At 55.7% G+C, this 12858-nt stretch carries 8 protein-coding genes; 3 read left to right on the plus strand and 5 right to left on the minus strand.

Features of this window, described 5'->3' with window-relative positions; translation table 11 throughout:
• Nucleotides 1-4: 4 nt before the first annotated feature.
• Entirely contained in the window at nt 5-1144 is a 1140-nt protein-coding gene (locus AB3N39_RS13645) for a polysaccharide export protein (RefSeq protein WP_014170829.1), read from the minus strand.
• Nucleotides 1145-1836: 692 nt separating this feature from the next.
• Here AB3N39_RS13645 and AB3N39_RS13650 point away from each other — a divergent pair.
• Nucleotides 1837-3420 (plus strand): TerC family protein, encoded by a 1584-nt coding sequence (locus tag AB3N39_RS13650; protein ID WP_133294777.1) that lies wholly within the window; start codon nt 1837-1839, stop codon nt 3418-3420.
• 90 nt (nt 3421-3510) lie between these two features.
• Here the strand turns inward: AB3N39_RS13650 and asmA are convergent, their stop codons facing one another.
• From asmA to udk, 3 genes are all read right to left on the minus strand, one after another.
• Nucleotides 3511-5361 carry an outer membrane assembly protein AsmA gene (gene asmA, locus AB3N39_RS13655; protein WP_288460856.1) on the minus strand — a complete coding sequence of 617 codons (1851 nt, stop codon included), beginning with the start codon at nt 5359-5361 and terminating at the stop codon, nt 3511-3513.
• A gap of 22 nt (nt 5362-5383) precedes the next feature.
• On the minus strand, nt 5384-5965 hold the full coding sequence (dcd, locus tag AB3N39_RS13660; protein ID WP_111965787.1) for a dCTP deaminase: 582 nt from the start codon (nt 5963-5965) through the stop codon (nt 5384-5386).
• A gap of 91 nt (nt 5966-6056) precedes the next feature.
• Nucleotides 6057-6698, minus strand: a complete 642-nt coding sequence (gene udk, locus AB3N39_RS13665) for a uridine kinase (RefSeq protein WP_008500855.1) — start codon at nt 6696-6698, stop codon at nt 6057-6059.
• A 343-nt stretch (nt 6699-7041) separates the two neighbouring features.
• Between udk and AB3N39_RS13670 the strand changes: the two genes are divergently transcribed.
• Nucleotides 7042-10371, plus strand: coding sequence for a diguanylate cyclase (locus tag AB3N39_RS13670; protein WP_127731630.1), 3330 nt, complete (start codon nt 7042-7044; stop codon nt 10369-10371).
• On the opposite strand, the gene alkA is transcribed toward AB3N39_RS13670, so the two are convergent.
• Complete coding sequence (gene alkA / locus AB3N39_RS13675; RefSeq protein ID WP_367896810.1) at nt 10342-11208, minus strand: DNA-3-methyladenine glycosylase 2; 867 nt, start codon at nt 11206-11208, stop codon at nt 10342-10344. The genes AB3N39_RS13670 and alkA overlap by 30 nt on opposite strands.
• 130 nt (nt 11209-11338) lie before the next feature.
• On the opposite strand from alkA, the gene yegD reads away from it, so the two are divergent.
• Nucleotides 11339-12691: a molecular chaperone gene (yegD, locus tag AB3N39_RS13680; protein WP_133294781.1), complete on the plus strand. Its 1353-nt coding sequence runs from the start codon at nt 11339-11341 to the stop codon at nt 12689-12691.
• The last annotated feature ends 167 nt before the right edge of the window (nt 12692-12858 follow it).

Below are 12858 nucleotides of genomic sequence, written 5' to 3' on the forward strand. Positions count from 1 at the left end.
CGGATTACCAGGTATGAATGTCGCGCGCCGTATCCGTCATGTAGCGAACGCCACTGATGGTTGGCAGCAACTGGTTGATCAGACGGTTCCAGCGGGCAACCGGCGCGGTGGTGACATACACCACATCGTATGGCTGGAGACGGAACTCCGTCGCCATCACCAGAGAAGTCGCATCGGACATATCCAGCTGGTAGATGTTGGCGATCTTGCCTTTCGCGCTGCCCTCACCTTTCAGCGGACGGATCACGAAGATACCGGTCGCGTTAGAGGTCGTCAGATCGATACCCTCAGCATTGCCCAGCGCTTCGGTCAGCGTCATACCGCTGAAGTCCATCTTGAGGGTGCTCTGTTTCTTCACTTCACCCATCACGAAGACTTTCAGATCGTCATTGCGCGGCACGTAGAGAATGTCGCCCGGATAAAGCAGGCGGTTCTGGGTCAGATCGCCGTTTTGCATCAGCGCCTGCAGCGAAATGCGCTGCTCCTTCCCGTTGTGGGTGAGCACGACGTTGCGCCAGTCGGCACCGTCGGTTAACCCGCCCGCGGCGTTGATGGCATCCAGTACGGTCAGAGGAACGTTGGTGATGGCCTGCTGGCCGGATTTGTTCACCTGGCCGGAGATATAGGCTTTTTGCGAGCGGAATGCGGCGATATTAACGTCCACCTGCGGATCGGCGATGTACTGCGCTAAGCGGCCGGTAATATCACTACGGATCTCGGCAAGCGTTTTCCCCGCAACATGGACTTTACCAATGTAGGGATAGAACATGGTGCCATCTGACTGCACCCAGTTACCGGTGTCGCTTGAGCTGCGGTACTGGCCCGCAGGCGTGGTCAGTTCAGGGTGGTCCCAGACGGTCACGTTGATCACGTCACCCGGCCCCACGCGATACTGGTAGGACGCAATTTCCTGGTCCAGCGACATATTCGGCTGGGCAACATTCGGACGTGGACGTAATTGTTCGACCAGACGAGGCGTAAGTGGATAAACATTCACCATTTTGTCGAGATCAAAATCGGCATCCTGTTGCTTGATCACATCCTTACCCATTGTTGACATATTGCTGCCGGGAAAGACCGTGCAACCACTCATCAAGGTCACAGACACCAATAATGGCATCAATTTCATTTTGGATTTCATCATTGATTATTTATCACTTTGGCAGAGTAATTATCCTGTGCAATTTAAATAAGCTCGAGTCGTATTGGGTTTCAGCATGCAGTTAATCAAATAGAAATATAACTGGCATCAGTCCTAAAAAAAGCTTATTCATCCATTGGCTCTTGACAGAATAATCGAGGCTGATTCACACGCTTTCAGGCACGCTACCGCCCTTGGCTTTCAGTTACCAATCCACTGACTAAACAATGTGTTATGGATAGACACCCTCTTGAGCAAGGTCTTCTGGAAATATATCAGTCGCTTGAGAAACCCGACGAATAATGAATAACCATCCCTGAAGACCGAACATTAATAGCAACACCGAGATTTAACATTTGATGCTGGGAGAATTGTTGCAGCTAACCTAATAGCAGGCAAGGAGACAACTGTCCTAATATCGGTTTTTAAGATTAATATTAAGAGCAAATTTTTGACCTTTTAGGATTTTCTTTATATTGACAAAATGAAAGCAAAAATCATCACCTGCGATATATCCTAAAATGCTTTCCCTGTAATTAAATATACGTATTTCGCTTATTTACAGATTATTGAGAATGCTCTCTTTTTTACCCGTCGTATTAAGAGAAATCTCAGCCCGGCATTGCAATTTCCCCCAGCTTTATCCATGATCGAAGTGTGACATTTGTCATATTACAGAAGGTATTGCTATTACTATGGAATGGATTGCCGATCCCTCAATCTGGGCCGGGCTGGTTACGCTGGTCGTCATCGAGCTGGTGCTCGGGATTGATAATCTGGTCTTTATCGCCATCCTCGCTGAAAAACTGCCTCCTTCCCAGCGCGACCGCGCGCGCGTAACGGGTCTGATGCTGGCAATGGTGATGCGGCTACTGCTGCTGGCCTCTATCTCCTGGCTGGTGACGCTCACTCAGCCTCTGTTCTCCATTCACGGTCTGAGCTTTAGCGCCCGCGACTTGATCATGCTCTTCGGCGGGTTGTTCCTGCTGTTTAAAGCCACGGTGGAGCTCAACGAGCGGCTGGAGGGCAAAGACAGCGAGAACCCGACCCAGCGCCGCGGGGCGAAATTCTGGCCGGTGGTGGCTCAAATCGTGGTGCTGGATGCGGTCTTCTCCCTTGACTCGGTGATCACCGCCGTCGGGATGGTGGACCACCTTGCGGTGATGATGGCCGCAGTCATAATTGCCATCACGCTGATGGTAATGGCCAGCAAGGCGCTGACCCGCTTCGTGAACAGTCACCCGACCATCGTGATCCTCTGTCTGAGCTTCCTGCTGATGATTGGCTTTAGCCTGGTGGCCGACGGCTTTGGCTTCCATATTCCGAAAGGCTACCTGTATGCCGCCATCGGATTCTCCGTCATGATTGAGGCGCTTAACCAGCTGGCGATATTTAACCGCCGCCGCTTCCTTTCCGCGAATCAGACCCTGCGTCAGCGCACGGCCGACACGGTTATGCGCCTGTTAAGCGGTAAGAAAGAGGATGCCGAGCTGGACGCCGAATCCTCCGCCATGCTGGCCGATCACAGCGACGGGCAGATCTTTAACCCGCAGGAACGGCTGATGATTGAGCGGGTGCTCAATCTCAATCAGCGGACGGTTAGCAGCATCATGACATCGCGACATGACATTGAACATATCGACCTGACGGCCCCGGAAGCGCACGTTCGCGCCCTGCTGGATAAAAACCAGCACACCCGCGTGGTGGTGACCGGCGGTGAAGAGGAAGATGAGCTGCTGGGCGTGGTGCACGTTATTGACCTGCTCCAGCAGCAGCTTCACGGCGAGCCGCTCAATCTCCGCGTCCTGGTTCGCCAGCCGCTGGTATTCCCGGAAGGGCTACCGCTGCTTTCCGCCCTGGAGCAATTCCGTAACGCGCGCACGCACTTTGCCTTTGTAGTAGATGAGTTTGGTTCAGTGGAAGGGCTGGTCACGCTCAGCGACGTGATGGAAACGATCGCCGGTAATCTGCCTAACGAGGTGGATGAGATTGACGCGCGCCACGACATTCAGAAAAACGCAGACGGCTCCTGGACGGCTAACGGCCACATGCCGCTGGAAGACCTGGTGCAATACGTGCCGCTGCCGCTGGATGAAAAACGGGAATATCACACCATTGCCGGCCTGCTGATGGAGTACTTACAGCGTATCCCGCAGCCGGGAGAAGAGGTTCAGGTGGGAGACTATCTGCTCAAAACGCTGCAGATTGAAAACCATCGAGTGCAGAAGGTTCAGCTCATTCCGCTGCGGGATGAAGAAGAACTGGATTTTGAGGTATAAAAAAGCCGGGTGGCGCTTCGCTTACCCGGCCTACGATGTTCGGTTTTTGTAGGCCGGGTAAGGCGAAGCCGCCACCCGGCGCAACGGACATCACAGCTTATCCAGCAGCTTCTTCACATCCTTGCCGTCCTGTGAATCTTTATTACGATCCGCCCAGCCGCTAAGCCGACGTTTCGCTTCATCCTGCAGATGCTTGCGCAGGATCTGATCCACCTGCAGGCTGTAATTCAGTGCCTGCCATTTGCCGTATACGGTCAGCGGGACCGGCGTCTCTTTCAGGAAGTCGATGAGCTTGCCTTCACCCTGCCAGCCGGAAAGTACCCGAACGTTAAAGCGCGTATCCGCCGTCTCTTTCACCAGATCCAGCTTGCCTTCACCGGTCACTGATAAGAGTGAAGAGGCGCCCTGCATTCCGTCGAGAGTAAGCTGGCCGTTGTCCAGAGTCAGGTCCGCGGTGAAGCTCTCGAGGCGGGTGGCGCTGTCGTAGTTATCCTGGGCTTTTACATCGCTGCTGCGCTCAACCGCCTGCTGCACCAGCTGCTGGAAGTTAAGCCCTTCCATACGGGAATTTTTCAGATCGAGATGCGCCTGCCCCTGCCACTCGCGGCGGAAAGCATCGGCATCAATTTGCGAACCTGAGAAGTCACCCGCGAGCGTCAACTGCCCCGTCAGGGATATCGGGTAGTTAAAAGCCTTCAGGATGGTGCCTATCTCAACATTGTCGAGACGCGGCTGGAATTCGGCGCTGGCAACGTCTTTACGGACATCCAGCGTACCGGGCAGCGAGAGGTTCCCTGCGCCCATCTTACCGCTCAGTTCGGAGATCACCAGCAAACCGTTATGGTTAAACATCTGGCTGCTCACGTCGGTAAAGTCCATGCCTCGCCAGCGCAGGCTATTGGCTTTCAGCAGAATATCCGCTGTGAATCCACGCAGGGCGTTATAGTCAGGTTGATCGAGATTAGACGAGATAACCGGACGTGATACCGGTGCCTGGCTTTGCCCCGTCTGCGTGGCATCGCTGTCCGTGGCGCTGGCTGGCAGAGGCGGCAACAGGTTTTCAAGGTTGAGCCTGTCAAACTGCAGATTCAGCACCCACTTCGGCTTCTCTTCGAGCGTGACGCTCGCCTGCCCCTTCAGGCTACTGTCATTAGCCTGCAGGTTGAGATTATCCAGCTCCAGCTGTTTTTGTTCTTCGCGCCATACGGCCTGCAGCGTTCCCTGCCCGGCGATACCCTGGGCGGGAAGATCGGCCCCCGTCAGCTGCCAGTTAAGCTGCTGGATATCAGCCGTGAGCTGATGCGGGTAGTCTGACGCATTCACATTCGCATTCAGCGACAGGGTCAAATCACGCTGATCGCGATTCACGCGCCCGCTAAACTCTACCGTCGCAAAGTGGTGAGCATCCTGTTCCATCTGTAGGTTAATGTCGCGAACGGTCACCTGCTCCTGGTGTTCATGCTGGAAAACCAACACGCTATCGGCAACTTTCAGCTTGCCGATATCAAAGGACCAGCCAGTATCGGACGGCTCATCAGGCAGGGTATTCTCGCGCGGCGCGACCGGCGCATTTGCATCACGCACGGCTTCGGTTTGTGGGGTGAGCTGAATCACCGCGCCTTTCAGCATCACCTGCTTAACCTGCAGCTGATGGGAAATGAGCGGGATCAGCGCCACATCAAGGCGCATGTTGTCTGCGGACACCAGCGGCTGGGACGCTCCCGGCGCGGTGAGCGACATGCGGCCAGAGAGAATGCTGAGCTGCGGCCAGACGTGCCAGCGCAGCGGCCCGTCAAGATTCAGTTGATAACCACTGCGTGCCTCGACCTGCCGCACCATGTAAGCGCGGAAATCGTTGGGGTTAACCAGCAGAACCAACGCCGAAAGGCCAGCCACCAGCACCACCAGCAAAATCATCAGCGTTGTCAGAACTCTTCTCATGGCATCCTCAATGGGCTAACGATCAGTCTTTATCAATGCGGCTGGCAACCGCGCCCTGCTGGTCGCGATATTTTGCGTCCTGGCGACGGTTATAAGGACGATCTGCCGGGCCTGACAGCGGTTCAAAACTTAACGCGCCGATCATCATTCCCGGCCGCAGCGCCAGCGGCAATTTACCGGCATTGAAGAATTCCAGCACAATACGCCCCGACCAGCCTGGATCGATACGGTGCGCGGTCACGTGAACCATCAGCCCCAATCTCGCCAGCGAAGAACGGCCATCAAGCCAGCCGACCAGGTCCGCAGGCAGGGTTACAGATTCAAACGTCACCGCCAGGGCCAGTTCACCCGGATGCAGATAGAAAGCTTCGCCCTCGTCGATAACGATTTCGTCACTCATCACACGATCGAGCGCAGCGCTGACTTCGTCCTTCGGCCCGCTGAGGTCAATGAACGGTGCGGTATGGCCGCTAAAGGTGCGGAATTTATTCCCCAACCGTACATCAACGGTCACACCATTGATACGCTCAATGGGTGGACGTGGGGTAATAGACAAACGGCCTTCATCCAGCCAGGCTTCAATATCGCGATCACAAAGACGCATGGCACTTTCTCCTTTCATGCATCGTACCCTGAGACGATAAGCGCTCAGGGTAAAACCAGGTTATCTCTGAACGGTACACAATTCACGCGGCTTATTCAAAAAACTGGCTGATTTTCGCTTTTAAGATATCTATAGCAATGCGGTTTTTACCCCCGCGCGGCACAATGATATCGGCGTATTGTTTGGATGGCTCAATAAACTGCAGGAACATCGGGCGAACCGTTTTCTGGTATTGCGCCATGACGGAGTCCATCGAACGGCCGCGCTCATTCACGTCACGCTTGATGCGGCGCATCAGGCAGATATCCAGCGGAGTATCAACGAAAATCGAGAAGTTCATGGATTCACGCAGGCGGGCGTCGGTTAGAAGCAGGATGCCTTCGAGGATAATGACCTTTTTCGGCTCGATGCGGATGGTTTCCTGGGTGCGGGTGTGTTCTACGTAACTGTAAACGGGCAGTTCAATCGCCTGGCCGCTCTTGAGCGCTTCTAAATGCTGGAACAGCAAGCTGTGATCCATTGCATTTGGGTGGTCATAGTTCGTTTTAACGCGCTCTTCCATCGACAGATGGGATTGATCTTTGTAATAGCTGTCTTCGGGAATGACGCCGATATGCTCATCACCTACTTGTTCACGCAGTTCGCGATAAAGCGTACTGGCAATTAGACTTTTACCTGAAGCCGATGCGCCGGCGATGCCTATAATGACGCACTGATGAGACTTATCAGTCATAAATTTAGCGACCTGATTAACCTGGATGTTAAGGAAGGACGACGCCGGAGCGTCAAACGCGGCAATTATAGGGATTTCGCGGGCGTGATACCAGTCGAATGCACAGGTTCTGCGAGACTGGCCTAAAAGTGACGTCTTATTCCCTGAGTGAAATTTAAATGAGCGTTTTTTCAGCGTTTAACCGTTTTTTTTCACGGAGCTTCTATTTAATAAGTCTGTGGTGTCAAATTCTGAGCGGTCACCATATGAATTGTAAATTGTTTGTACTAGCATAAACCAAATTATCAAATTCACGCGTTCGGACATCTTCCCTGACGGCATGGCGTCTCTGGATAAAGCGGTAATGAATAAACAATACCAGCGGGTTTTGGTTACCACCCCACATCCTTTAATACGACTTGTCTGTCTGGGCCTGGTCACCTTTATCTTTACCTTATTTTCGCTGGAGCTCACCCGGTTCGGCACCCTGCTGGCCCCGCTCTGGTTCCCCACCGCCATTATGATGGTGGCGTTTTATCGCCATGCAGGAAAAATGTGGCCGGGAATCGCCCTGGCCTGTTCGTTCGGCAATATTCTGGCCACATGGATGCTGTTTTCGTGGGGATCGATAAACCTCACCTACACCTCAATTAACGTGGTTGAAGCCTTTACCGGTGCGTTATTGCTGCGCAAATTGCTGCCGTGGTACAACCCGCTGCAGAATCTGAATGACTGGATCCGGGTGGCCATCGGCAGCGCCGTGATACCGCCCCTGGTGGGCGGCGTCCTGGTGTCTCTGCTGGCGCCCGGCCCTGAACCAGCGCGTAATTTCTTCGTCTGGGTGTTGTCTGAAGCCATTGGCGCGCTGGCGGTGGTACCACTGGGACTGTTGTTTAAACCGCATTATCTGCTGCGCCACCGTGACCCGCGATTGCTGCTGGAAACCCTGACCACCCTGGCCGTGACGCTGGCCCTCAGTTGGGCAGCCATTACCTGGCTGCCGTGGCCTTTCACCTGCGTTATCGTTTTGCTTATGTGGAGCGCAGTGCGCTTGCCGCGAATGGAAGCATTCATGGTGTTTCTTGTCACCGTGATGGTTGTGTCGCTGATGATTGCCCGGAACCCGGTGGCGCTGACAACCCAACACGTCGGGCCGATGTTGAACGCCCCCTGGCTGCCGTTCCTGATGCTGCTCCTGCCTGCCAACGTGATGACCATGGTGATGTACGCCTTCCGCGCCGAGCGCAAGCACATTACCGAAAGCGAGGAGCGTTTCCGCAATGCGATGGAGTATTCCGCCATCGGTATGGCGCTGGTCAGCATCGAAGGTAAATGGCTACAGGCTAACAAGGCGCTGTGCAATTTCCTCGGTTACAGCCAGACGGAGCTCCAGTCGCTGACCTTCCAGCAGCTCACCTGGCCGGAAGATCTGAATACCGACCTGGAGCAGCTCGAACAGCTGGTCAACGGCGACATCAACACTTACACCCTCGAGAAGCGCTACTACACCCGCGACGGGGAAGTGGTCTGGGCGCTGCTTGCCGTCTCCGTCGTGCGCCATGCCGACGGCTCGCCGCTCTATTTTATCGCCCAGATTGAAGATATTAACGACCTGAAGCAGACCGAGTGGGTCAATAAACGCCTGATGGAGCGCATTACGCTTGCTAACGAAGCGGGCGGCATCGGCATCTGGGAGTGGGATCTCGAGCCAGACATCATCAGCTGGGACAAGCGGATGTTTGAGCTGTATGAAATCCCGCCGCATATCAAGCCTACCTGGCAGCTCTGGCACGATACGATGCTGCCGGAAGATCGTGCCCACGCTGAGAAGGTGCTGCGGGACTCGCTGATATCCCGTCTGCCGTTTAAGCTGGAATTCCGCATCCGCGTGAAGGAAGGCGTGCGCCATATTCGCTCCCTGGCGAACCGGGTGCTCAATAAGCAGGGCGAAGTCGAACGGCTGCTCGGTATCAACATGGACATGACCGAGGTTAAGCAGCTTAACGAGGCGCTTTTCCAGGAAAAAGAGCGGCTACACATCACGCTCGACTCTATCGGTGAAGCGGTGCTGTGCACCGATATCAACATGAACGTCACCTTTATGAACCCGGTCGCTGAGAAAATGAGCGGCTGGCTGCAGACCGAAGCTATCGGCCAGCCGATCCTGAAGGTGTTGCATATCACCTTTGGTGAAAAAGGGCCGCTGATGGAGAATATTCACAGCGGCGATATGTCCCGTTCTGATATCGATCAGGACGTGGTGCTGAACTGCCGTACCGGTGGTAATTTTGATATTCATTACAGCATTACGCCGCTCAGCACGCTGGATGGACAGAATATTGGCTCGGTTATCGTGATTCAGGACGTGACAGAGTCGCGCAAAATGCTGCGCCAGCTGAGCTACAGCGCCTCCCACGATGCCCTGACCCATCTGGCAAACCGGGTCAGCTTCGAAAATCATCTCAAACGACTCCTGCAGACCGTTCGCGAAACGCGACAGCGCCATGCCCTTGTCTTTATCGATCTCGATCGCTTTAAAGCCGTCAACGATACGGCGGGCCATGCGGCGGGCGATGCCCTGCTGCGGGAACTCTCTTCTCTGATGCTGACCATGCTCCGCTCCAGCGACGTGCTGGCGCGCCTGGGCGGGGATGAGTTTGGGTTACTGTTACCGGACTGCAATATTGAAAGCGCGCGCTATATTGCCGGTCGCCTGATTCATGCCATCAACGACTATCACTTTATGTGGGAAGGCCGCCTGCACCGGATCGGCGCCAGCGCAGGTATCACGCTGATTGATGAAAATAACCATCAGGCGTCGGAGGTAATGTCGCAGGCGGATATTGCCTGTTACGCCTCAAAAAACAACGGGCGCGGTACTGTGACGGTTTACGAACCCCAGCAGGAGCGGGATCACAACACGCGCAGCATGATGTCGCTTGATGAACAGTGGCACATGATTAAAGACAATCACCTGATGATGATCGCCCGCAGCGTCGCCTCCCCGCGCATCCCGGAAAGCAGTAATTTCTGGCTGCTTTCGTTACGCCTGTGGACCAGCCAGGGTGAAGTACAGGAGGAGCATGCCTTCCGCTCGGGCCTGGCGGAGCCTGAGCTTTTGCACGCCCTCGACAGACGTATCTTTAGTGAATTTTTCCGTGCCTTCGCCGCTCAGGTGGCCAGTAAAGGCATGGGCGTGGCACTGCCGCTTTCTGAGGCCGGTTTAGCCAGCGTAACGCTGGTCGATGAACTTCTCGAGCTGCTGGATAAAAGCCCCATGCCGGGCCGTCTCCTGCATCTGGTTATCTCTGCCGACGTGGTGTGCAGCCCGGATAAAAACCTGCAACGGGGTCTGCAAAAGCTTCGCCAGGCGGGCTGCCGTGTGATCTTCAGTCAGATAGGTCGCGACATGAACGTCTTCACGCACCTGAGCCCGAACATGGCCGACTATCTGATGCTGGACGCAGAGGTGGTCAGCAACGTCTATGGCAATCTGATGGATGAGATGATGGTGACCATTGTTCAGGGCCACGCCCAGCGTCTGGGGATGAAGACCATAGCAGGGCCGTGTAATCAGCCCATCATGATGGATACGCTCTCGGGCATCGGCATTGATTTTATCTATGGCGACACTATCGCCGAGCCGCAGCCATTAGATCTTCTGCTAAACACCAGCTATTTCGCCATCAACTGACGGTGCCCAGCCGTCGGTATACCAGATGTGCAGCAGCGCGTAGGAGCGCCACGGTTTCCAGCGTTCGGCATAACGACGAATTTGCGCGGGCGTCATTCCGGCGAAGCGTTGCTTAATCAGGTAATCATCCGGCAGAAACACATCTTTCGCCTGCCAGCCGCGCAGGGCCAGATAATTTGCCGTCCAGCGCCCTATCCCCGGCCGCTGCTGTAGCGCCTTCATCCCCTCTTCTATATTCACGGGCGGGAAAAGCGGAAACGTTCCGTCGATAACCGACTGCGCCAGATGAATCAGCGACTCCGCGCGTTTTACGGGCATGCCCAACGCTTTCAGCGCCAGCGGGTCCGCTGCCGCCAGCGCCTGCGGCGTGGGGAAGCAGAGATACCCCGGGCAATCCGCCACCGGTTCGCCGCATAACGCCACCACGCGCGACGCCAGCTTCGCCGCCATCGCCACGCTCACGAGCTGCCCGAGGATCGCCCGGACGCCCTGCTCGTACGCATCCATCGCTCCCGGCAAACGTAAGCCCGACCTTGCAGCACCGAGATCGCCCAGCGTCTCTGCGATGTGCTGTGGATTGCAGGCAAGATCGAACAGGCGTTCGATGCGCTCAAGGCACGGCTGCGCAACCGGAATTAACCCCGGGCTGAGGGTCACGTTCAGCGTGTGTGTTGCGATATCCGGCGTCACGCGGAAAATCCCCTGATGCCCTTCGCAGGCAAAACTGCGCTCGTAGTAGTCGTTTGTGACGGTTTCAATGCCCGTCACCGCACGCGCGCCAAGAAAGCCAAACATCCACTGCCAGTCGTAAGGGGGAAGCCAGTTCAGGGTGTACATCGTCTCTCCTTTTGGGTTCTTCACAGCATAAACGGAAAGGTCCTGTTTCGCCTTGCTTTCATATTCCTGTTGTCGCCATGCGGACATTTCGTTAAAGTCTCGCCCCTTCTCACCGGCATGGGGATTCATCGTGTTTATTGGATTTGACTACGGTACGGCAAACTGCTCGGTTGCGATTATGCAAAACGGGCAGCCACGGCTCCTGAAAATGGAAAAAGAGAGCACGCTGCTGCCGTCTATGCTCTGCGCACCGACGCGTGAAGCGGTGAGCGAATGGCTGTTCCGCCACCACCAGGTTCCGGCCACGGCGGCGGAGACCCAGGCGCTGCTGCGCCGGGCGGTCAGCTTTAATCGCGAGGAAGACATCGACGTTTCGCCGTCCAGCGTGCAGTTCGGCCTCTCTTCGCTCGGGCACTACATTGAAGACCCCGAAGAAGTCTATTTCGTTAAGTCGCCAAAATCCTTCCTCGGCGCCAGCGGCCTGAAGCCGCAGCAGGTCGCGCTGTTTGAAGACCTGGTGTGCGCGATGATGCTGCATATTCGCAATCAGGCGCAGACGCAGGTCACCGATGCGATTACCCAGGCGGTGATTGGCCGCCCGATCAACTTCCAGGGGCTGGGCGGCGACGAGGCCAACCAGCAGGCGCAGGGGATCCTTGAACGCGCGGCGCACCGCGCAGGCTTCCGCGATGTGGTATTCCAGTATGAACCGGTTGCCGCGGGGCTGGACTTTGAAGCCACGCTGACGGAAGAGAAGCGCGTATTAGTCGTGGATATCGGCGGGGGCACGACGGACTGCTCGCTGCTGCTGATGGGCCCCGAATGGCATAACCGTCGCGATCGTGAAAACAGCCTGCTCGGACACAGCGGCTGCCGCGTAGGCGGTAACGATCTCGATATCGCGCTGGCATTCAAAAGCCTGATGCCGCTGCTCGGCATGGGCGGTCAGACGGAAAAAGGCATCGCCCTGCCGATCCTGCCGTGGTGGAATGCGATTGCTATCAACGATGTGCCTGCGCAAAGTGATTTTTATAGCACCGCCAACGGCCGCTTCCTTAACGATCTGGTTCGCGATGCCCAGGACGCCAAAAAAGTCGCCCTCCTCTATAAAGTGTGGCGCCAGCGTCTGAGCTACCGCGTGGTGCGTACCGCGGAAGAGAGCAAAATCGCCCTTTCCGACCGCGCCGAGCATGCGGTCTCCCTGCCGTTCATCAGCGACGAACTGGCCACCGCCATTTCGCAGGACGGTCTGGAGACGGCGCTTGCCCAGCCGCTGCAGCGCATTCTGGAACAGGTGCAGCTGGCGCTGGAGAACGGCAAAGAGAAGCCGGACGTCATCTACCTGACCGGCGGTAGCGCCCGTTCACCGCTGATTAAGAAAGCGCTGGCCGAACAGCTGCCGGGTATTCCGATTGCAGGTGGCGATGATTTTGGTTCCGTTACAGCCGGTCTGGCGCGCTGGGCGCAGGTGATGTTTAGCTAGCGTTGTTGCGGTGCGGTCTGGTGCCCTCACCCCGGCCCTCTCCTAGAGGGAGAGGAATAAAACATCAAAAACGGCAGCGGATGTTGCCGTTTTGCGTTTACCTCCATTCAGACCATTCCTGACAGTCTTCCATATTTCCTCCATTTTTCCGCTGTGTTAGCTGACTA

It is taken from the genome of Enterobacter vonholyi, from assembly GCF_040834095.1.
GTDB classification, from domain to species: Bacteria; Pseudomonadota; Gammaproteobacteria; order Enterobacterales; family Enterobacteriaceae; genus Enterobacter; species Enterobacter vonholyi.

Excerpts from the sequence above, each read along its gene's own strand:
- asmA (WP_288460856.1), bottom strand. The coding sequence starts at position 5,361 with ATGAGAAGAGTTCTGACAACGCTGATGATTTTGCTGGTGGTGCTGGTG.
- AB3N39_RS13650 (WP_133294777.1), top strand. The coding sequence starts at position 1,837 with ATGGAATGGATTGCCGATCCCTCAATCTGGGCCGGGCTGGTTACGCTG.
- AB3N39_RS13670 (WP_127731630.1), top strand. The coding sequence starts at position 7,042 with ATGAATAAACAATACCAGCGGGTTTTGGTTACCACCCCACATCCTTTA.
- dcd (WP_111965787.1), bottom strand. The coding sequence starts at position 5,965 with ATGCGTCTTTGTGATCGCGATATTGAAGCCTGGCTGGATGAAGGCCGT.
- AB3N39_RS13645 (WP_014170829.1), bottom strand. The coding sequence starts at position 1,144 with ATGATGAAATCCAAAATGAAATTGATGCCATTATTGGTGTCTGTGACC.
- alkA (WP_367896810.1), bottom strand. The coding sequence starts at position 11,208 with ATGTACACCCTGAACTGGCTTCCCCCTTACGACTGGCAGTGGATGTTT.
- udk (WP_008500855.1), bottom strand. The coding sequence starts at position 6,698 with ATGACTGATAAGTCTCATCAGTGCGTCATTATAGGCATCGCCGGCGCA.